Source organism: Arthrobacter sp. D1-29, from assembly GCF_054130585.1.
This window is the reverse complement of record NZ_CP096383.1, coordinates 4,966,671-4,987,867: the sequence shown is the minus strand read 5'-3', so window position 1 is coordinate 4,987,867 and position 21,197 is coordinate 4,966,671. Positions and strand designations below refer to the sequence as shown.

The 21,197-nt window shown below is 66.0% G+C and carries 19 protein-coding genes and 1 pseudogene; 18 read left to right on the top strand and 2 right to left on the bottom strand.

The window, feature by feature from the left end:
* Window positions 1-72 precede the first annotated feature (72 nt).
* A complete protein-coding gene (locus M1E17_RS22710) occupies window positions 73-1,161 on the top strand; it encodes an ATP-dependent DNA ligase (protein ID WP_457964363.1) in 1,089 nt (362 codons plus the stop codon).
* 174 nt (window positions 1,162-1,335) lie between these two features.
* Here the strand turns inward: M1E17_RS22710 and M1E17_RS22705 are convergent.
* Window positions 1,336-2,900 (bottom strand): annotated as a pseudogene (locus tag M1E17_RS22705) (DUF222 domain-containing protein).
* Between the two features lie 327 nt (window positions 2,901-3,227).
* The gene (locus M1E17_RS22700) at window positions 3,228-4,547 is read right to left on the bottom strand and encodes an MFS transporter (protein WP_457964361.1); all 1,320 of its coding nucleotides are present in this window, start codon (window positions 4,545-4,547) and stop codon (window positions 3,228-3,230) included.
* Window positions 4,548-4,783: 236 nt separating this feature from the next.
* Here M1E17_RS22700 and M1E17_RS22695 point away from each other — a divergent pair, with 236 nt between their 5' ends.
* The 17 genes from M1E17_RS22695 to M1E17_RS22615 all read left to right on the top strand — a co-directional run bounded on the left by M1E17_RS22695 (window position 4,784) and on the right by M1E17_RS22615 (window position 21,151).
* Window positions 4,784-5,713: an IclR family transcriptional regulator gene (locus M1E17_RS22695; protein WP_457964359.1), complete on the top strand. Its 930-nt coding sequence runs from the start codon at window positions 4,784-4,786 to the stop codon at window positions 5,711-5,713.
* A 174-nt stretch (window positions 5,714-5,887) separates the two neighbouring features.
* Window positions 5,888-6,769, top strand: coding sequence for a shikimate dehydrogenase (locus M1E17_RS22690; protein WP_457964357.1), 882 nt, complete (start codon window positions 5,888-5,890; stop codon window positions 6,767-6,769).
* A complete protein-coding gene (locus M1E17_RS22685; RefSeq protein ID WP_457964356.1) occupies window positions 6,769-8,706 on the top strand; it encodes a bifunctional sugar phosphate isomerase/epimerase/4-hydroxyphenylpyruvate dioxygenase family protein in 1,938 nt (645 codons plus the stop codon). Before M1E17_RS22690 ends, M1E17_RS22685 begins: the two co-directional genes overlap by 1 nt.
* Before the next feature lie 38 nt (window positions 8,707-8,744).
* Window positions 8,745-9,614 carry a protocatechuate 3,4-dioxygenase subunit beta gene (gene pcaH / locus M1E17_RS22680; protein WP_457964355.1) on the top strand — a complete coding sequence of 290 codons (870 nt, stop codon included), beginning with the start codon at window positions 8,745-8,747 and terminating at the stop codon, window positions 9,612-9,614.
* Window position 9,615: 1 nt separating this feature from the next.
* Window positions 9,616-10,179, top strand: a complete 564-nt coding sequence (gene pcaG, locus M1E17_RS22675; RefSeq protein ID WP_457964354.1) for a protocatechuate 3,4-dioxygenase subunit alpha — start codon at window positions 9,616-9,618, stop codon at window positions 10,177-10,179.
* Between the two features lie 26 nt (window positions 10,180-10,205).
* On the top strand, window positions 10,206-11,732 hold the full coding sequence (locus tag M1E17_RS22670; RefSeq protein ID WP_457964352.1) for a lyase family protein: 1,527 nt from the start codon (window positions 10,206-10,208) through the stop codon (window positions 11,730-11,732).
* The gene (locus tag M1E17_RS22665) at window positions 11,725-12,543 is read left to right on the top strand and encodes an alpha/beta fold hydrolase (protein WP_457964351.1); all 819 of its coding nucleotides are present in this window, start codon (window positions 11,725-11,727) and stop codon (window positions 12,541-12,543) included. Before M1E17_RS22670 ends, M1E17_RS22665 begins: the two co-directional genes overlap by 8 nt.
* The gene (gene pcaC, locus M1E17_RS22660; protein ID WP_457964350.1) at window positions 12,540-13,043 is read left to right on the top strand and encodes a 4-carboxymuconolactone decarboxylase; all 504 of its coding nucleotides are present in this window, start codon (window positions 12,540-12,542) and stop codon (window positions 13,041-13,043) included. Before M1E17_RS22665 ends, pcaC begins: the two co-directional genes overlap by 4 nt.
* A gap of 85 nt (window positions 13,044-13,128) precedes the next feature.
* Window positions 13,129-14,346 carry a thiolase family protein gene (locus M1E17_RS22655; RefSeq protein ID WP_457964349.1) on the top strand — a complete coding sequence of 406 codons (1,218 nt, stop codon included), beginning with the start codon at window positions 13,129-13,131 and terminating at the stop codon, window positions 14,344-14,346.
* Between the two features lie 4 nt (window positions 14,347-14,350).
* On the top strand, window positions 14,351-15,034 hold the full coding sequence (locus M1E17_RS22650) for a 3-oxoacid CoA-transferase subunit A (RefSeq protein ID WP_457964347.1): 684 nt from the start codon (window positions 14,351-14,353) through the stop codon (window positions 15,032-15,034).
* Window position 15,035: 1 nt separating this feature from the next.
* Window positions 15,036-15,716 (top strand): 3-oxoacid CoA-transferase subunit B, encoded by a 681-nt coding sequence (locus M1E17_RS22645; RefSeq protein WP_457964346.1) that lies wholly within the window; start codon window positions 15,036-15,038, stop codon window positions 15,714-15,716.
* Window positions 15,717-15,834: 118 nt separating this feature from the next.
* Window positions 15,835-16,647 carry an IclR family transcriptional regulator domain-containing protein gene (locus M1E17_RS22640; protein ID WP_457964344.1) on the top strand — a complete coding sequence of 271 codons (813 nt, stop codon included), beginning with the start codon at window positions 15,835-15,837 and terminating at the stop codon, window positions 16,645-16,647.
* Window positions 16,648-16,848: 201 nt separating this feature from the next.
* Window positions 16,849-18,027 carry a Re/Si-specific NAD(P)(+) transhydrogenase subunit alpha gene (locus tag M1E17_RS22635; protein ID WP_457964343.1) on the top strand — a complete coding sequence of 393 codons (1,179 nt, stop codon included), beginning with the start codon at window positions 16,849-16,851 and terminating at the stop codon, window positions 18,025-18,027.
* The gene (locus M1E17_RS22630; protein ID WP_457964342.1) at window positions 18,027-18,341 is read left to right on the top strand and encodes an NAD(P) transhydrogenase subunit alpha; all 315 of its coding nucleotides are present in this window, start codon (window positions 18,027-18,029) and stop codon (window positions 18,339-18,341) included. Before M1E17_RS22635 ends, M1E17_RS22630 begins: the two co-directional genes overlap by 1 nt.
* Entirely contained in the window at window positions 18,338-19,711 is a 1,374-nt protein-coding gene (locus M1E17_RS22625; protein WP_457964340.1) for an NAD(P)(+) transhydrogenase (Re/Si-specific) subunit beta, read from the top strand. The genes M1E17_RS22630 and M1E17_RS22625 overlap by 4 nt, the downstream gene beginning before the upstream one ends.
* 105 nt (window positions 19,712-19,816) lie before the next feature.
* Window positions 19,817-20,131, top strand: coding sequence for a hypothetical protein (locus tag M1E17_RS22620; protein ID WP_457964338.1), 315 nt, complete (start codon window positions 19,817-19,819; stop codon window positions 20,129-20,131).
* Window positions 20,132-20,224: 93 nt separating this feature from the next.
* Complete coding sequence (locus tag M1E17_RS22615) at window positions 20,225-21,151, top strand: diacylglycerol/lipid kinase family protein (RefSeq protein ID WP_457967900.1); 927 nt, start codon at window positions 20,225-20,227, stop codon at window positions 21,149-21,151.
* The last annotated feature ends 46 nt before the right edge of the window (window positions 21,152-21,197 follow it).

Here is a 21,197-nt window from a genome sequence, read left to right as displayed (position 1 = left end):
TCCTGTGTCGAGGGCCGGCTTGAGGTGCCCTAGGCCTACCGCCGGCGCGGCCGCCGGGTAAGAATGGGCACTATGCAACTTCCCGTGATGCCGCCTGTCCCGCCAATGCTCGCCAAATCCGTCAGCGGAATTGGTGGTATCCCGGCGGGGCGTGCCCTGAGTTACGAGCCCAAATGGGACGGTTTCCGGTCCATTATTTTCCGCGACGGGGACGACGTGGAGATCGGCAGCCGGAACGAGAAGCCCATGACCCGGTACTTCCCCGAGCTGGTGGAAGCGCTGAAGGAGAACCTTCCGCCGAAGTGTGTGCTGGACGGCGAGATCGTGCTCGTGGGCGCTTCCGGGGACAGGCTCGATTTTGACGCCCTGCAGCAGCGCATCCACCCTGCGGCCAGCCGCGTCAAGCTTCTTGCTGCCCAGACCCCGGCGAAGTTCGTGGCCTTCGACCTGCTGGCCCTCGGCGACGACGATTACATGGACCGGCCGTTCGCCGAGCGGCGCGCTGCCCTGGAGAAGGCGCTCGCCGCCAGCCGGGCTCCTGTCCATCTCACCGCCGCCACGCAGGACAAAGACCTGGCGGAACAGTGGTTCCAGCAGTTTGAGGGCGCAGGCCTGGACGGGATAGTGGCCAAGCCTCTCGACGGCCGGTACCAGCCGGACAAGCGCGTGATGTTCAAGGTCAAGCACGAACGCACGGCGGACTGTGTGGTGGCTGGCTACCGGGTCCACAAGAATGGGGAGGACGCTGTCGGTTCGCTTCTGCTGGGTCTGTACAAGGACGACGGCGTCCTGGCCAGTGTGGGGGTCATTGGCGCCTTTCCGATGAAGCGCCGCCAGGAACTGTTTAGGGAGCTTCAGCCGCTGGTTACCGATTTCGACGGTCACCCCTGGGCGTGGGCCAAGCAGGAGGAAGGTGAACGCACACCGCGGAACGCCGAGGGCAGCCGTTGGAGCGCAGGCAAGGATCTGTCCTTTGTGCCGCTCCGCCCCGAGCTGGTGGTTGAGGTCAGGTACGACCACATGGAGGGGGACCGGTTCCGCCACACCGCGCAGTTCAACCGTTGGCGGCCGGACCGGGATCCGGAGTCATGCACCTACGAGCAGCTGGAAGAACCGGTTAACTTCGATCTGGAGTCTGTATTGGAGACGGGCAGGCCATAAGGGTGCTGCCCCGGGAAGTGTTGGCTGATCGGAGATGGAGGCACGGCCATAGGCGCGGCTCCTTCCAGCAGCCCAGAGGAGCCGATGGTCCGGAGATATTGGCCTCCACAGCATTGTTGTTTCTGGATTGCCGTTTTGTATCCAAGTGTGGATGATCACCAGGAGCACGCCTCCTTACGCACGGGCGTGCAGGAACCGCTCCAAGCCGTTCTCTCCCAGGGACAGTCCGGTGTGATGGAAGTCCGGGGAGTGACAGGAAGCATTACCCGGCGTTGCGTGCGGCCGGTCCGTGTTTGATTGCAGTTCGGGCTTCAATGCTTTAGGCCAATGTGGTGGTTCCCAGTCCTGGTGTTCACTTTTGTAATGGCGGCCTGAGGGTGAGATCCAGCCGGGCGGTTCGTTCTTTGTGGCCGGCGTGGGTTTCCAGCCGCTGGTGTGTCGGAGCCGATGGTGTTTGGGGCACGGCTGCCCGAGGTTGCTGATCCCTGTGGTTCCGCCATGGTGCCATGCGAGGAGGTGGTCTGCTTCATTGTCCAGCGACTGGTTGCTGCAGCCGGGGAACGGACACTTGCCGTCCCTCATCCGCAGCCAGTTCCGCATCGCTTTGGTGAGCCGGTAACTCGTGCGGCCGATCTCCAGAGGTGCCCCATCCCGCGGGTCAATCAGCACACGGTAGAAGGAGTCGGCCCCGTTCGCGACGACGTCCCTGGCCATCGAAGCGGGGATGGGCCCGTACCCGTCCAGCATCGCCGGCTCATCTGAGCCCCCAGCAGGGAAAACACCGGCACAGTGACCAGGACCTGTGCCCGGGGCGACGGGACCTGCCCGGGGGCCATTTCTTGGCCATTCCCGCTGCTCCCGCCGTTTCCGATACTCTTGCCATTCCCGCTGCTGTCGCCGTCCCCGCTGCTCCCGCCGTTTCCGCTGCTGAGGAGTGCGGTGGCGAGCACGTCGGTCCGCAGCTGGGTGAGGGTTCGGGCCTCGGCTGGCCCCTGCAGGCTGCGGGAAATGGCGGTGATCCGGTTCCAGATTCCGCTGGCCTCGGTTGCAGGAAGATAGGCGGAGAGCCAGGCCATGCCGTCCTGATCCGGAGTGTATTCCACCCGCCGGTCCAGGTGCCCCTTGGCGTGCCGCTTCTCGATGCTCTCCTTGTGGTGGCGTTCACGCCAGGTTCGCGCCATGGCGCGGAACCGGGACGCGGGCATTTCGCCCGCGGGGCAGCCGCGGGCCGCGTCCAGGGCGTCCGGATCGAGGAAATGCGCTTCCAGCGAGGCGGCGCCGGCGGGATCAAGACAGGCGGATTCATCGACCATTGCCCTGGCGTGCTGCCAGGAGATAGTTCCGAGCTGCAACGCTGTGAGGGTGAGCGGCAATGCTGTGGTGAGTTGCTGTGCTTGGGACAGCAATGCACCAGCGGCACGGGAACCAACGGTCAGCACGCAGGCGATCTCGGCAGTCACAGCCATCTCTTGCGCCGTGGCATCCTGTGGCGACGCCGCCGGCCCTGCGATCGACTTGGTGGTATCAGCGAACTTCACGGCAGCGTGGGCCTTCAGAGCCGCCATTTGCGCCTCTGTCCGCCTCGCCCCCTCAAGGACTTCCAGGCAACCATCGGCCAGAAGGCGGAGCGCATCGGCACCAGAGGAGGCCGCAGGGGAAGCGTCCGTTACTTCCGCAGTCAGCGCAGCAAAGGCGGCGTCGATTGCCGCAAACGCCTTCACCACTGCCCCGCTATCCATGTATCTATCATCTTGCGAGGGTCTGACATTTTAGGATCGGGCCAGGTGCGGCACCTGGGGCGGCGTCCCAGCCAGCCATCCGACGTCGAACTTTGCAGCAGCGGCGTCCCAGCCAGCAGATCGCCGTTGAACGTTCGTGCCCTATTGAATGCTCCGCCCTCTACGGGCCACGCCACGCCGTCGAGCTTCTGGACCTCTTGCTCCGCGACGGCGCGGAACGTTCCAGGCGCAAACACCCAACGCGCCGAAAGCCCGGCGCATCATGGGACACGCCGGGCTTCCGGCCACCAAGCGGACAGGAGCGTCAGGGCGCTGCCGCCGAATGCCTTACTTCAGGCCGAGCTGCTTTGTGGGGGTTTTGAACGTTTCCTTGGCGGTGAGGGCTGAAGTGGCCGCCACCACGCAGATGATTGCGGTGAAGATGCTGATCTGGACCCAGCCTCCTGGCTTGATCCCGCCCATGGCTGCCACGACAGCCGGCGCAAAACCTGCCATCAGGAAGCCAAGCTGGGTGCCGATGGCCAGGCCAGAGAAGCGGACTTTGGTGCTGAACATCTCGGCGTAGAAGGACGGCCAGACAGCATTGGAGGCAGCATAGCCGCAGGAGAAGAATCCGATGGCGGCGAGGAACATGAGCGGGACGCTGCCGGATTCCAGGCTGAGCAGGAAAACGGGGGTCAGCACGGCACTGGAAAGGGCGCCGTAGATGAAGACAGGCTTGCGGCCAACCCGGTCGGCGAGCATTCCGAACACGGGCTGCGTTCCCAGGGCCACCAGGTTGGCGCCAACCACCAGCCACAGTGTGGTGGTCCCGTCAACACCGGCAACTGTTTTGGCGTAGCTGATGGCGAGGGTACCGAACACGGTGGAAACGGCAGCGATGAAGGCGCAGCAGACAACACGCAGCACGTCGCGCCAGTGGGATTTCAGGAGATCGGCGACGGGGAGTTTGGAAATCTGGGCGGTCTTCTGGGCCTCTTCGAAGGCCGGCGGTTCGTGCAGCGTGCGTCGGATGAAGAACGCCACCAGCACCACCACGGCGCTCAGCCAGAACGGGACGCGCCAGCCGATGCCGTACTTGATCTCGTCAGGAAGGGCCAGGACCGGGATAAAGACGAGGGCGGCGAGGATCTGGCCGCCCTGGGTGCCGGTAAGGGTCCAGGATGTAAAGAACGAGCGGCGGTTGTCCGGCGCGTGTTCCAAGGTCATGGAGGAGGCGCCTGCCTGTTCGCCGGCTGCCGAGAGGCCCTGGCACAGCCGAGCCAGCACCAGCAGCGCCGGTGCCCACCAGCCAACGGTGTTGAAGTCCGGCAGGCAGCCGATCAGGAACGTTGAGGCGCCCATCAGCACCAGGGTGAACATCAGCACTTTCTGCCGGCCCACCCTGTCACCGAAGTGCCCCAGGATGACCGCGCCCACGGGACGCGCCACGTAAGCAAAGCCGAAGGTGGCGAAGGACATGATGGCTGCGTTGGCGTCGGCGCTGGGGAAGAAGACTGTGGGAAAAATCAGGGCGGCCGCCGAACCGAAGATGAAGAAGTCGTAGTACTCGACGGCGCTGCCCAGGAAGCTGGCGACGGCGGCCTTCTTCGGTGTCCCGGCCGGGGCGACAGTGCCCGGCTCCGCGGACGGAAGTGTCTGGCTCATGGAGTTCCTTTTGTGTGACGACATTGTCTGGGATGGACCTGGAGGGTCGCAGCCGCCGCTGCCTGGGTGAAGGCGGGAGTGCGGGGGTGTGGCTGGATCCACTGAAGGACCCGGACTAGTAGCCACATGGTGGGAGCTACTTGTGCGATACAGCAATGATGGCTGTGAGGGTGGTCACCTGTCAAGAAAATAATCACCATCTAGAAATAGTTGCCACGATGTGGGAACATCGATCTATGAGTGTGAACCAAACCACAGCCGCCCACGACGCAACCTCCCACCAGCCTTCCGCTGACGCCCAGCCCGCCCACGGCCCCTCCGCTGACGCCCAGCCCGCTGATGCCCAACCCGCTGGCGCGCCACCCGCTGACGCGCCATCTGCTGAAACCAAGGGAGCGGCAGCCAAAGGATCAGACCGGACGGACATGGTAGGCAAAGCCCTGGGCCTGCTGGTGCTCCTCGGTGATGAGCCCCGCGGGGCCAGTGCCGCGGAGATCTCGCGCCGTGCCGAGTTGCCCTTCAGCACCACGTACCGGTTGCTGGGTTCGCTGACCCGGGACGGTTTTGTGGATTATGAACCGGATGGCCGCCGCTACCACCTGGGCCTGCGGATCTTCCAGCTGGGCCAGCGGGCGTCCAACCACCACGGCTTCGCCGGCACCGCGCTGCCTGTCCTGCGCCGCGTGACGGAACAGACTGGCGAGGCCACCATCCTCAGCGTCAGGGACGGCCATCATCACCTGACCGTCAACAAGGTGGATGGCCCGCAGATGTTCCGCGTCACCAGCGATCCTGGCCACCTCGGCGCCCTGCACACCACCGCTGTGGGTAAGGCGCTGGTGGCCTTCGCCGAAGACTCCGAGCGCGAACGCCTGCTGCAGGAGCTGGAACTCGAGCCACTCACCGAGCATTCCATCACCGACCGCGCGGCCTTCCGTGCCGAAATCGAGCAGGTTCGGCGCCAGGGCTACGCCGTCATGGACGAGGAGAATGAAATCGGCATGAGGGCCGTGGCTGTTCCCCTCCTGAATGGACAGGGCCATGCTTTCGCATCACTGGCCACCGCCGTGCCGGTCTTCCGCCTTGAGCTCGATGCGTTGCTCGCCCACGTGCCGCTGTTGCAGGATGCGGCAGCCGAGCTGTCGGCCCGGTTGCCCCAGAGATGAGCGGCTTCGGAAGGCCACAATGCTCGCCAGCGGACCGTCGTCGAACTCCTTTGTTCGTATCTAGAACAAGCGTGCGAGCAGTGAACAAGTGCTGTACTGTAATCCCTACCTGGTCCGCAGCGTCCGCCTTGAGCCACGCTGCCCGCCCGGTGCCGTATCGAAGGAGCTGCCCGGATGAGTAATCGAACTGAGTCCTACCTTGTGGGACTGGTCGGCGATGGCGTGATGCCATCACTCACTCCCCACATGCACGAACGCGAAGGTGACGTGCAGGGCCTGCGCTACCTTTACCGGCCCATCGATCTCCTCGAAATCAAGGAGCCGGCAGAATCCGTCGGTGACCTGCTGAAGAGCGCCCGCAGCCTGGGTTTCAATGGCTTGAACATCACCCACCCGTGCAAGCAGCTGGTCCTTCAGCACCTGGACGAGGTTTCCCATGATGCCCGCAGGCTGGGCGCGGTCAACACCGTAGTGATTGAGGACGGCCGGTTCGTTGGCCACAACACAGACTTCTCCGGGTTCGCTGCCGCCCTTGCCTCCGGACTGCCCGGCGCCCGACTGGACCGCGTGGTCCAGCTCGGAGCAGGCGGCGCCGGATCCGCCGTCGCCTATGCCCTGCTCACCGCTGGAGTGCAGCAGCTGAACCTGGTGGACATGGACCCTGCCCGGGGCGCGGCCCGAGCCGCCCAACTGGCCGGCTTCTTCCCGGACCGCACCGTGACAGCGCGGACGACGGCGGAGCTGCCGCAGCTGATGCCGCTGGCCGACGGCCTGGTGCACTGCACCCCGGTGGGGATGGCAGCCCACCCGGGAGTGCCCCTGGACCTTGACCTGCTGGAACCCCGGCATTGGGTGGCGGACATCGTCTACCGTCCCATCGACACGGAGCTTGTGCTGGCTGCGAGGGACAAAGGCTGCGAGGTCCTGGACGGCGGGCGCATGGCCGTGGGGCAGGCAGCTGACGCCTTCCGGATCTTCACCGGCCTGGAACCTGACGCCGGGCGCATGCGTTCGCACTTCCTGGAGCTCGTTGCCGCAGAAGAGGTGGCCGCCTGATGCGCACCGGAATTGCCACCGTCTGCCTCTCCGGCACCCTGAAGGAAAAGATGCAGGCGTGCGCCATCGCCGGCTTCGACGGGATCGAAGTCTTCGAACAGGACCTGGTCACGTCACCGCTGACGCCGGAGGACATCCGCAAGATGGCAGCGGACCTTGGCCTCACCCTGGACCTCTATCAGCCGTTCCGCGACTTCGACAGTGTTCCTGACGAGCTGCTGGCCGCGAACCTTCGCCGCGCCGAAGCCAAATTCAGGCTTATGTCCCGCCTGGGCGTGGACACCATCCTGGTGTGCTCCAACGTGGCCACCGCCAGCGTCGACAGCGACGACCTCCGCACCGAGCAGCTGGGCCGCCTGGCCGAACTCGCCGGGGAGTACGGGGTCAACGTCGCCTACGAAGCCCTCGCCTGGGGCAAGTACGTCAACGACTACGAGCACGCCCACCGGCTGGTGGAGGCCGTGGACCACCCCAACCTGGGCACGTGCCTGGACTCCTTCCACATCCTTTCCCGCAACTGGGACACCGCACCCATCGAGGCCTTCAAGCCGGAAAAGATCTTCTTCGTTCAGGTGGCCGATGCCCCCAAGCTGTCCCTGGACGTGCTTTCCTGGAGCCGGCACTACCGCGTGTTCCCCGGCGAAGGCCAGTTCGACCTCGCCAAGTTCATGGGCCATGTTGTCCGGGCCGGGTATTCAGGGCCGGTGTCGCTGGAGGTCTTCAACGACGTCTTCCGCCAGTCCGACGTTGACCGCACTGCCGTGGACGCCATGCGCTCGCTGATCTGGCTTGAGGAACAGAGCGCCGCGTGGCTTGCCGGGGCCTCCGTCGAAGTCAAGGCCGGCAGCGCTCCTGGCTCCCGCCGTCGTTATCCCATGGAACTGGCCACGCTGCCCAAGGTGAGCGAACCGGCCGGATTCAACTTCGCCGAGGTCAAGGCCGAGGACACCGTTCAGCTCGAGAAGCTCTTGGGGCAGCTCGGCTTCGAATTCAACGGACGCCACCGCACCAAGGACGTCCAGCTCTGGACCATGGGCCAGGCCCGCGTGATCATCAACGAGCAGGCGGCGTCGCACTCGGAACCGGCTATCGCCGCGCTGGGGTTCGACGTCGATTCGCCCCTGATTGCTTCCGCCAGGGCACAGCAACTCAAGGCGCCGGTGGTGGCCCGGAAGGTGCAGGCCGACGAGGAAGTCTTCCAGGGCATCTCCGCGCCGGACTCCACCGAGATCTTCCTGTGCCAAGGCAGCCCGGACGGCACCGCAGCCTGGACTGCTGAATTTGGCCAGGCGAACGAGTCTGGCCAGGCGCATGAGTCTGGACAGGCGCAATCTGGAGGGGACCTGGAACACCCTTCCCTGCGGGACGGCGCCACCGCTCATGCTGTCATTGACCACGTGAACCTTGCCCAGCCGTGGCAGCACTTTGACGAAGCCGTTCTTTTCTACACCAGCGCGCTGGCCCTGGAACCGCAGCCCTTCGCCGAAGTTCCGAGCCCCAGCGGGCTGGTCCGCTCGCAGGTCATGCAGACTTCCGACGGCGCCGTACGGCTGGTGCTGAATCTCGCACCCGTGCAGCAGGCCCAGAGCGAGATCCGAAAAACGTACCAGGAACATATCGCCTTCGCCGTGGACGACCTCGTGGCAACGGCGCGGTCCGCCCGGGACCGGGGCCTTGAGTTCCTGCAGATTCCGGCCAACTACTACGAGGACCTGGACGCCCGGTTCAAACTTGAACCGAAGTTCCTGGCCACGCTTCAGGACCTCAACCTCCTGTATGACCGGGATGCCGACGGGGAATTCCTCCATTTCTACACGGCCACCGTAGGCAGTGTGTTCTTCGAAATGGTGGAACGCCGGGGCAACTACGGCGGCTATGGGGCGCCCAACGCTCCGGTGCGCCACGCCGTCCAGTACGACTCACTCCACCGTTTCTAAATCCGCAAGAACAACCACCCACCCGAAAGGAGCCAGCCGTGCCGCAAGAAGCCAACCAGCTTGGGACCGACGAGCTCGTACCGCATGCGGAACCCCGTGCCGCGCACCTGCCCCTGGACCGCGCCATCGAAACCCAGGCCGATCTCAGTGCAGAGATCAACGCCATGAGCGACGCCTACGCGCGGAAGCTGAAGGAGGGCACCCCGGCCGAAACGCAGCCCCGGCTGGACTACCCGCCGTACCGCAGCAGTATCCTGCGCCATCCCACCAAGAGCCTGCACCACGCGGACCCGGAGACCATCGAGCTGTACTCGCCGGCCTTCGGGCACCAGGACGTACACCAGCTCGAATCCGACCTGACCATCCAGCACAACGGTGAACCCCAGGGTGAGCGGATCATTGTGCAGGGCAAAGTGCTCGACGGAAACGGCCGCCCGGTGGCAGGGCAGCTGGTGGAAATCTGGCAGGCCAACGCGTCCGGCCGGTACATCCACAAGCGGGACCAGCACCCCGCGCCCCTTGATCCCAACTTCACCGGCATTGGCCGCTGCATTACGGGCACGGATGGTTCCTACCGGTTCGTCACCATCAAGCCAGGTGCCTATCCCTGGAAGAACCACCTGAACGCCTGGCGTCCGGCCCACATCCACTTCTCGCTGTTCGGCACAGAGTTCACCCAGCGCATCATTACGCAGATGTACTTCCCCGGGGATCAGCTGTTCCCGCTGGACCCCATCTACCAGTCGATTGTGGACCAGGACGCCCGGGACCGCCTGGTGGCCAGCTACGACCACAGCCTCACCGAACCCGAATGGGCATTGGGCTACAACTGGGACATCGTCCTGACAGGATCCAAACGGACCTGGACCGAAAACGAGGCGCTCGGCGCGGCCGGAGATGAGGAATAACGTGAACACGACTCCCAAACTTGTGGCCACCCCCGGCCAGACCATCGGACCCTTCTACGGCTACGCCCTGCCCTATGAAAAGGACAACGAACTCCTTGCGCCGGGCTCGCCAGGTTCCATCCGGCTCCAGGGCACTGTGTACGACGGCGCCGGGGAGACTGTCCCGGACGCCATCCTGGAAATCTGGCAGCCCGACGCCGACGGCAAAGTCGTGCAGCGCACCGGCTCCCTGGTCCGCGACGGCTACACCTTCACCGGTTGGGGCCGCGCTGCCGTGGGCTACTCCGGCGTCTACACCTTCACCACCGTCAACCCCGGTCCCACCGAGGCAGGCGCCGCACCGTTCATCGCGGTGGCGGTTTTCGCCCGCGGCCTCACGAACCGTCTCTTCACCCGCATCTACCTTCCCGAAAACGAGGAAGCCCTGGCCGCCGATCCGCTGCTCAGCTCGCTTGATATGGACCGCCGCAAGACCCTCATCGCCCGCCGGGACCCCGACGGCGGGCTCACCTGGGACGTCCGCCTGCAGGGTGAGGGCGAAACAGTGTTCCTGGACTTCCAGTGACAGACGCTCCAACGGCTGACCTTCCAGTGACTAATTCGCCAGTCACCGGCGCCGGCCACTTCAGCAGTACAGCTGACGGCGACGTCGGCCTGCTGAGTCCTGTTTCGGCGTCGCCGCTGGTCGCGGCGCTGACCGGGGACAGGGCAGTGCTGGGCGCCATCCTCGCCGTCGAAGCCGGCTGGGCCGCCGTACTGGAAAAGGCCGGCCTGGCGCCGGCCGGTTCCGCCGCCGTCGTGGTTTCCGCCGCGGACGCTGGACGTTACGACGTGGCGGACATCGCCCGCCGTGCCCAGGGTGGCGGCAACCCTGTGATCCCGCTCCTGGCGGACCTCCGGAAGAATGTTCAGGCGCTGGACAGCGCCGGTATCGGTGCCACAACAGCAGTGCATACGTCATTGACCAGCCAGGACGTGCTGGATACCGCCCTCATGCTGGTGGCCCGGCACACCGTACAGGCGGTGCTCGGCGACGTGAAGCGCACGACGGCGGCGCTCGCCGCCCTGACGAAACAGCATGCGGAAACGCTGTGCGTGGGCAGGAGCCTGACGCAGCACTCCCTTCCATTCACGTTTGGGCTGCGGGCGGCCCAGTGGTTCCACGGTGTGGCCGCCGCGGGCCGGCAGCTGGAGAGCCTGGAGCTGCCGGTCCAGTTCGGCGGAGCGGCGGGAACTCTCGCCGCCGGCACAGCCCTCACCTCCGGTGCGGTTTCCACCCCCTTCACACTCGCGGATCGCCTGGCCTCCCAGCTGGGTCTGGCGGCAGCACCCACACCTTGGCACACTAACCGCCTGGCCGTCACGTCACTGGGCAACGCACTGGCCTCAGTACTGGACGCGTTCGGCAAGATCGCAGCAGATGTCGTGTTCCTGAGCCGTCCCGAGGTTGCCGAACTCGCCGAGCCCCTGGCGGCCGGTCGCGGGGTTTCCTCGGCGATGCCGCACAAGCAGAACCCGGTCCTTTCCGTCCTGGTCCGCAGCGCCGCCCTCCAGGCTCCCGGCCTCGCCGCCCAACTGCACCTGGCCGCGGCCAACTTCAATGACGAACGCCCTGACGGCGCATGGCACAGCGAATGGCCCGCGCTCCGCCAGCTACTGGCCCTGTCGCTTGGCGCGGCCGGGCACGTCCGCGAGCTGGTCGAAGGGCTCCGGACCTACCCCGACGCCATGCGCCGCAACCTTGACCTCGCCGGGCCGCTGGTGCTGGCCGAGGGAGTGGCCGCCGCCGTGGCCCCGCTGCTCAAGGACGCCGACGGGCAGGAGGGCGGCCCTTCCGGCAAGCAGCAACTGCAGGCCCTGGTGGACCGCACGCTTGAGGCGCCCGCCGCAGAACAGGGTGCCACCTACCGACGGCTCCTTCGTGAAGCCGTCCCGGCGAACCTGCTCCCCGATGACAAGCTGGCCGAGCTCCTGGATCCGGCGAACTACCTGGGCCAGGCCGGCGTGATCTCCCGCCGAATCCTGGCCGCCTTCCCGGATTTCGCCGCCCAGGACAGCCCCCTTCCGAAGACCACGTCATCCGCCCACACCGACGCGAACGGAGCCAACCATGGCTAAACCGGCCCTCAAAGCAGTCCTGCTTTCGCCCCAGCGCGCCCTCGGCAGCCACCCCCTCCTGGTGCTGGGTCCTTCCCTCGGGACCTCCACCATCCTCTGGAATGAGGCCGCGTCGATCCTGGGCAAAGACTTCGACGTAGTGGCCTGGGACCTCCCCGGCCACGGCGTGTCACCGGCAGCCACCGAAGGGTTCGACGTCGCGGGCCTTGCCGATGCCGTGGTGGAGCTCGTTGACTCCATCGCCCCGGGTGAGGCCTTCCACTACGCCGGCGTTTCCCTCGGCGGAGCCACCGGGCTGCAGCTCGGCATCAAACACGGCGAACGGCTCAAGAGCCTGTCCGTCCTGTGCACCGGTGCCAAGCTGGGCACCCCCGAAGGCTGGCTGGAACGCGCCGAGACCGTGCGGAACCAGGGTACGCCCGTCATGATCCAGGGGTCCGCGGAACGCTGGTTTGCGCCCGGCTTTATGGACCGCGAACCCGAGCGCAGCAGCAGGCTCCTCCACGCTCTCCGGGATGCCGACCGTTTCAGCTACGCCTTCTGCTGCGAGGCCCTGGCAGGGTACGACGTCCGGGCAGAACTGGGCAGTATTTCCGTCCCCACGCAGGCCGTCGCCGGCGCCCTGGACGGTGTGGCCCCGCCGTCGTTGGTTCAGGAAATCGCCGATGGCATCACCGCCGGCGGCGGCACGGCAAGCGCCGTGACCCTGGAGGGTGTGGCGCACCTGGCCCCGGCCGAGGCGCCCGCCCATGTTGCGGAACTGCTCCGCGGCCTCATTGCCTGGGCCGAAGCCCGCGGAGCAGCCAAATGAGCGGCGTCGACAAGAATGTCTCCGAGCGAAACGGGGCCGTACAGCCCACTGCCACCACCCAGGAGATTTACGACGCCGGCATGGTAGTGCGGCGCGAAGTCCTGGGTGAGGCGCACGTGGACCGGGCCAACGCCACGAAGGACGGGTTCACCGAGGATTTCCAGGACATGATTACCCGGATCGCGTGGGCCGGCATCTGGACCCGCCCGGGCCTCACCCGGCAGATGCGCTCCGCCGTGACCATCACCGCCATGGTGGCGCACGGGCACTGGGACGAGCTGGCCATGCATATCCGCGCAGCCATCACCAACGGCCTCAGCAGGGATGAAATCAAGGAAATCCTGCTCCAGACGGCCATCTACTGCGGTGTCCCTTCCGCCAACACGGCTTTCAAGACGGCCCAGCAGGTGTTCCATGAAATGGACAGCACCGCAATGGACAGCACCGAAATGGACGCAAAAGAGCCCGACCAACCCACCACCCCCACCCCACCCAACTAGCTCGCAGTTAACGTCGTCATTCGCGCGAATGACGACGTTAACTGCGACCCAGTTGGGAACCCCCAGACAGAATCAGAGGAACATCATGAATCAGGCCTTTGTGTACGACGCCGTGCGCACGCCGTTCGGGAAGTTCGGCTCCGGCCTCGCCGCAGTCCGCCCGGATGACCTTGCTGCGCACGTCATCACCGAATCCGTGAAGCGGGCGCCGAAGCTGGATCCCGAGCGCATCGACGAGGTGGTGTTCGGCAACGCCAATGGTGCCGGCGAGGAGAACCGCAACATCGCGCGGATGGGAACGCTTTTGGCCGGGCTGCCCGTGTCCATCCCCGGCACCACGGTCAACCGGCTTTGCGGGTCATCGCTTGACGCCGCGATCATCGCCTCCCGCCAGATCAATGCAGGCGACGCGGAACTGATGCTGGTGGGCGGTGCCGAGTCGATGTCCCGGTCGCCGTGGGTGCTGCCCAAGACGGACAAGCCCTACCCGGCAGGTGACCTGACCCTGGCCTCCACCACCCTGGGCTGGCGCCTGGTGAACAAGGCCATGCCGAAGGAGTGGACCATCTCCCTGGGCGAGGCCACCGAGCGGCTCCGCGAGAAGTATGGTGTGACCCGGCAGGCGCAGGACGAATTCGCCGCTAACTCGCACAACCTCTCCGCCGCGGCCTGGGACGAAGGCTTCTACGACAACCTGGTAGCCCCTGTCCCGGGCACGGACCTGGTCCGCGACGAGGGCATCCGCGCCGGCTCCACGGCCGAAAAGCTGGCAGCCCTTAAGACGGTGTTCCGCTCCGAGCCCGAAGGCGCCGAGGTTGGCGGCACCGTCACGGCCGGGAACGCATCTCCACTGTCCGACGGCGCCTCCGCGGCCTGGATCGGCTCCGAAAGTGCCGCCGGGCTGCTCGGGCTGGAACCGCTGTCCCGGATCGCCGGCCGCGGCGCGCACGCCAACGATCCCCAGTACTTTGGCTACGCCCCGGTGGAGGCGGCGAACAAGGCCCTCGCGAAGGCGGGCATCGGCTGGGACCAGGTGGGCGCCGTCGAACTTAACGAGGCGTTTGCCGCGCAGTCCTTGGCCTGCATCACCGCGTGGGGCATTGATCCAACAATTGTGAACCGGCACGGCGGCGCCATAGCGATGGGCCACCCGCTTGGCGCATCGGGCACCCGCATCCTTGGCACGCTAGCGCGCAGCCTGCAGGCCTCGGGGGAGCGCTGGGGCGTGGCGGCCATTTGCATCGGCGTGGGCCAGGGCTTGGCAGTGGTGCTGGAGAACGTGTCTGCCGGAGTGAAGGGTTAGGGCCATGCTGAATTTTGTTGACTCCGTGGCTGAGGCCGTTGCCGGGATCAAGGACGGCTCCACCGTCATGATCGGCGGCTTTGGCAACGCCGGGCAGCCGTTTGAGCTGATCGATGCGCTGCTGGACTGCGGCGCAAGGGACCTGACGGTGGTGAACAACAACGCCGGCCAGGGCGACCAGGGATTGGCGCTGCTGATCAAGGAAGGCCGGGTGAGAAAGATGATCTGCTCCTTCCCGCGGCAATCCGACTCCTGGCATTTCGACGCCAAATACAAGGCCGGGGAGATTGAGCTGGAGCTGGTGCCGCAGGGCAATCTGGCAGAGCGCATCCGCGCCGCCGGCGCGGGCATTGGCGGGTTTTTCACCCCCACCGGATACGGCACCATGCTGGCCGAGGGCAAGGAAACCCGGATCATCGACGGCCGCGGCCAGGTCTTCGAAACACCGATCCACGCCGACGTCGCGCTGATCAAGGCGCTCAAGGCCGACGGCAAGGGCAACCTCGTGTACCGCAAGACGGCGCGGAACTTTGGCCCCATCATGGCCGCCGCGGCGAAGCACACCATCGTCCAGGTCTCCGAGATCGTCTCCACCGGAGGATTGGACCCGGAGAACGTGGTGACCCCGGGAATTTACGTCAACACCGTCGTCCGAGTGGCCGGCGGCACTTCAGAGAAGGCGGCCTGACATGAGCACCGCAACGTCCCTCCAGACTTCCGCAACACCCCTGGGCCGTGACGACCTCGCACGGCTTGTGGCCAAGGACATCACGCCAGGCTCGTTCGTGAACCTCGGGATCGGCCAGCCCACGCTGGTGTCCAACTACCTCACCGAGGACCAGGACATCACCCTGCACACGGAAAACGGCATGCTGGGCATGGGCCCGGCCGCCGAAGGGGACCAGATCGACGGCGACCTCATCAACGCCGGCAAGATCCCCGTCACCGAGCTCCCGGGTGCGTCCTATTTCCACCACGCCGACTCCTTTGCCATCATGCGCGGCGGGCACCTGGACATCTGCGTGCTGGGCGCGTTCCAGGTCTCGGCCACCGGTGACCTCGCCAACTGGCACACGGGCGCACCGGATGCCATTCCCGCCGTGGGCGGAGCGATGGACCTGGCAACAGGCGCCAAGGACGTCTTTGTGATGATGACGCTCCTGACCCGCGAGGGGGCATCCAAAATCGTGGAAGCGTGCACCTACCCGCTCACCGGCGTGGGCTGCGTGACCCGTGTCTATACGGACAAGGCCGTGTTCCTGACCGGACCGGATGGCGTCAGCGTTCGGGAGACATTCGGCTGCACCTTTGAGGAGCTCCAGGAACTGGTGCCTGTCCCGCTCAAAGCAGCCCCCGCCGTCGGACCCTAACTCCCACCCCTGCGCGAACGAACACTTAAGCACCCTGCGCGAACGAACACTTAAGCACCCGGGACATCCGTTTCATGAGGGCCTGAAGTGTTCGTTCGCGCCAATAGGATTGGTAACCATGACCGAAGCACCAGCCGCCACGCAGGCCGCTCCCCAGGCGAGTGACCAGTACGTGCAGTCGCTGGCGCGCGGGCTGGCCGTGATCCGCGCGTTCGACGGTGACCATCCGGTCATGACCCTCACCGAGGTGGCTGCCCGCACCGACCTCACCAGGGCCACGGCCCGGCGTTTCCTGCATACGCTCGTGGAGCTCGGCTACGTCAGGACCGACGGCAAGACGTTCGCCCTCACGGCCAAGGTCCTCCAGCTCGGCTACGCGTATCTGTCCGGGCTGTCCCTGCCGCAGCTGGCCCAGCCGCACCTGGAGGAGCTGTCGCTCAAGCTCGGGGAATCCACGTCTGCCGCCGTGCTGGACGGCACGGACATCGCGTACATCGCCCGGGTGACCACACGAAGGATCATGAATGTGGGCATCACCGTTGGCACCCGCTTCCCCGCCTACGCCACGTCGATGGGCAGGGTGCTGCTGGCGGCGCTGTCACCGGCCGAATTGAAGGCTTACCTGGCCGCAGCGGACATCAGGCCCCTCACTCCGCGCGCGCTGGGAACACCCCGCGAACTCCTGGCTGAGCTGGAAACCGTCCGGGCCCAGGGCTGGTGCCTGCTGGACGAGGAGCTGGAACTGGGGCTCATGTCGGTAGCCGCCCCTGTCTATGACGGTCCCAGCAAAGTGGTGGCTGCGGTGAACGTGTCCCTGCAGGCCCAGTCCGTCGCGGCCAAGCCGGACCGGGAGGCATACCTGGGATCGGTGGCGCAGGAGATCGTGGCCACAGCCAAGCTGATCTCGGCGGACCTGTCAGCGAGGCAGTAGCCAAGGCCCGCCGCGAACTGGCAGCACACGCCCTCAAACACCGAAACTGAGGTAATTAGCTGCCAGTTCGTGCGGGGGGCCATAGACTCTAGCCAACTACGTGCAGCAGTGCAGCTACGCGGAGCCCGCCCTTCAATCACTGAACCAGCGGCGGGACCACCAAGCCGCACTGCCGCACTCGTCAGTGAGGGGAGTCGGCGGTTGAAACTCGGCATACCGCGGGAAAGCCGCGAAGGTGAGCGGCGGGTGGCCGCCACCCCGGAAACAGTGAAGCAGCTGGCCGGGCTCGGCCTTGAGGTGCTGGTCGAATCGATGGCAGGCGTTTCGGCCGGTTACAGCGACCAGGAGTACCAGCAGGCCGGCGCCCGGATCGTGGAGCGGCTCGAAACCCCCGGCCTGGACGTCCTCGCCCATGTCCGCCCGCTGGAGACCGCAACAGCCAGGTCCCTGAAAAGGGGAGCGGTCAGTGTGGGCCTGGCGTCGCCGTCGTCGGAATTGGCCACGGTTCAGGCACTTGCCGCCGCGGGCGTGACGTCCTTTGCCCTGGAACTGGTGCCCCGCATCTCCCGCGCCCAGTCCATGGATGCCCTCAGTTCGCAGGCCCTGGTGGCCGGCTACCGCTGCGTGCTCGAGGCCGCCATCCGCCTGCCGCGGTTCTTCCCGCTGTACATGACCGCCGCCGGCACAGTCCCGCCCGCCCGTGTCCTGGTGCTCGGCGCCGGGGTGGCCGGGCTCCAGGCCATCGGCACCGCGAAGAGGCTCGGCGCCCGGGTCTCCGCCAATGACATCCGCCCCGCGTCGGCGGATGAAGTCGCCTCGATGGGCGGCACTTTCATCAAACTGGACCTCGAAACCGCGGAGGCCTCAGGGGGCTATGCCCGGGAATTGAGCGCGGACCGGGGTGCGCTCCAACGCGAACTCCTCGCCCCGCATGTCGCCCAGGCTGACGTCCTGATTACGACGGCGGCCGTCCCCGGCAGGCGCGCGCCCCTCCTGGTCAGCCGCGGGATGGTGCAGGGCATGCGCGCCGGCTCTGTCGTCGTGGACCTCGCCGCGGAGTCCGGCGGCAACGTGGAGGGCTGCGTTCCCGGCGAGGACATCCTGGTGCCCACCGCGGACGGGCAGGGCCACGTCACCCTGGTGGGGCTGAAGGACGCGCCGTCCACGATGGCCTTCGACGCCTCCCGGCTTTACGCCAAGAACGTGGCCAACCTGCTCGCCCTGATGACCCGGGACGGCACCGTGGTACCCGATTTCGACGACGACGTGGTGGCGGGCGCCTGCCTCACCCACGACGGCGTGGTGGTCCACCCGCCGACGGCGGAAGCACTCGCCGCGCCCGCAGCCGGATCCCAGCCACATCAGGAAGGGGGGCTCTGATGGACGGAATGAGCCTGCTGACGATTACCGTGCTGGCGGTGTTTGTCGGCTTCGAAGTGGTCTCCAAGGTCTCCAGCACCCTGCACACACCGCTGATGTCCGGGGCCAACGCCATCCACGGCATCATCCTGGTGGGCGCAGTCATCGTGGCCGGGCAGGCAACCGACGGCTGGGTGCTCGCGGTGGCGCTGCTCGCCGTGGTGCTTGCCACCGCCAACCTGGTGGGCGGCTTCGTGGTCACGGACCGGATGCTCCACATGTTCCACGGCAAAAAAGAGGTTGCCCGGACCGCGGCGAAGGCGGACAACAAGTGAATATGCTCGATCCGGTATGGACCTCGCTCCTGTACCTCGTCGCCGCGGTCTTCTTTATCCTGGCACTAAGGGGTCTCAGTTCTCCGCGTACAGCCCGCCGGGGCAACCTGATCGGCGCGCTCGGTGCCCTGATCGGCGTCATCACGGTGTTCCTGTCCATGCGGCTGGATAACATCCCCTGGATCCTCGGTTCCATTGCGGTAGGGACAGTGGCGGCTGCCCCGGTGGCCCGTGGAGTGAAGATGACGCAGATGCCGCAGCTGGTGGCCGCCTTCAACGGTGTGGGCGGCGGCGCCGCGGCGCTGGTCGCCCTGCTGGAACTCAGCCACACAGAGGACCCGTGGGTGCGGCTTGCCATTGTGTTCACGCTGCTGGTGGGCGCAGTTTCCTTCGCCGGGTCCGGCGTGACGTTCGCCAAGCTGCAGGAACTGATGACCACCCGGCCGGTGGTCTTTCCTGGCCTGCCCGTGGTCATGGCGGCGGTGCTGCTCGCCGCGGTGGGGGCCGCCGTCGCCATTATCCTGACGGGTTCGCTGGTGCTCGCCGTGCTGCTCATGCTCCTGGGGCTGGTGGCCGGCGTGCTGCTGGTGCTGCCGGTGGGCGGCGCGGACGTGCCAATTGTCATCTCGCTGCTGAACGCCTTCACCGGCCTGGCCGTCGCGGCCTCGGGAATTGTGCTGGGCAACGTGCTCCTGGTGGTGGCGGGCACCCTGGTGGGCGCTTCCGGTACCATCCTGACCCGTGCCATGGCGGCGGCGATGGGCCGTAGCGTGGCCGGGATCCTGTTCGGGGCCTTCAAGGGAGGTTCGACGGCGGGATCCACCGCCGTGAGCGAACGTCCCGTTCGGTCCTCCAGCCCGGAGGACGTGGCGGTGCTGCTGGGCTACGCACAGCGGGTGATCATTGTTCCGGGGTATGGCCTGGCGGTGGCGCAGGGCCAGCACACGGCCGCCGAGCTGGCGACCGCCCTTGAGGCCCGTGGTATCGAGGTGGACTTCGCCATCCACCCCGTGGCCGGCCGGATGCCGGGGCATATGAATGTGCTCCTGGCCGAGGCCAACGTCCCGTACGAGTCGCTCAAGGAGATGGGCGAGATCAATTCCAAGTTCAGGACGGCCGATGTGGCCCTGGTGGTGGGCGCCAACGATGTGGTTAATCCGGCCGCGAAGACTTCCTCCGGCTCGCCCATCTACGGGATGCCCATCCTTGAGGTAGCTGACGCGCGGCAGGTGATTTTCCTGAAGCGCTCCATGCGGCCGGGGTTCGCCGGGATTGAAAACGAGCTGCTGTACGAGCCGCAGACCTCGCTGTTGTTCGGCGACGCCAAGGATTCCCTGGCCAAGGTGCTGGGCGCGGTGAAGGCGCTGTAGCCTGCTGACCGTAGGATCGACCCTGAGACTTTAGATTTCGGACTTTATGTCTGGGATTTATGTCTTGGGACTTCATACGCCGACACCTCAGAAGGAGACGTATCCGTGAGCGAGCCGCAGGCAGCCCCTGACTCTTCCACCACACCCTCGTCCGCCACACCCAGGCAGGCGCGTCCCGTTTGGCTGTTGCCCGTCATCATGACAATCGCCACGGGCGTGGTGGGCATGTTCCTTGTGGCCGGCCAGGGCCTGTACTGGATGATCGCCGTCATCGCTCTGGTGGATGCCATCGGCGTCTTCACCATCATCCGATCGGCCCGGATAAATGCCCGCCACCAGGAAGCGCGGAACCTGAGTTCACAGAACCAGGCAAGCCAGAACACCACGATCCGGAACCAGGACGCCCGGCACCGCCCGTAGCCGTAAGCCGGAGGCTGATACCGCCGCCACCATCCCGGAATGGCAAGTACGCTTACTTCCAAGGCGCACATTCCCACGTTCACGGAGGACACCATGCCAGCCAACAGCTCCACAGCCCTCAAGCGTGCGGCCGTCATTATCAATCCCGCCAAGCCGGTGGATATCGACGTGCGCGGGCTGATCGCCAAGCACTCCGCAGACAATGGCTGGGGCGAGCCCATCTGGCTGGAAACCACCAAGGAGGATCCCGGCGTCGGGCAGGCGGAGGAGGCACTCAAGCAGGGGGCCGACGTCGTTATTGCAGCGGGGGGCGACGGCACCGTCCGTTACGTGGCCCAGGTCCTGGCCGGAACTCCTACCCCGTTGGGCCTGGTGCCGCTGGGTACCGGAAACCTGCTGGCCCGCAACCTGGGCCTGGATGTCACAGACGTGGAGGGCGCCATCAAGGGCGCGCTGGTGGGATGGGAACGCCGGATCGACGTGGTCCGCGCCGTCCGCAGCGACCCGGACAAGGAGCAGCTCTTCGTGGTCATGGCCGGCATGGGCTACGACGCCACTATCATGGCTGACACCGACGAGGAGCTCAAGGACAAGGTTGGCTGGCTGGCCTACGTGGACGCCGGAATCAGGAACCTGCCCGGGAAGCCGGTCAGGGCCACGATCGTGATAGACGGCAAGTCTGTGGTTCACCGCCGAATCCGCGGCGTGATGGTGGGCAACTGCGGAAAAGTCCAGGGCAATTTGGAGATCTTCCCGGACGCTGCAGTGAACGATGGCCTCCTGGACGTGGTGGTCCTGGCGCCAAAAGGCCGCTTCGGCTGGTTCTCCGTCATCGGCGGAATGATCATCAAGGGGCGGAACAGAGACACTTCGGTTCAATACTTCCAGGGCAAATCCGTGGAGATCACGCTGGAGCACAACGACGATTACCAGCTCGACGGCGACCACGAGGGCGAAGGCAAGCACGTAAAGATGAACATCGACCCGGAAGCGCTGACCATCCGCATGGCAGTCGGTTAAACAGTCACCTGGCTAAAGGGCGGTTGGCCGATAGGCCGGTGAGTGG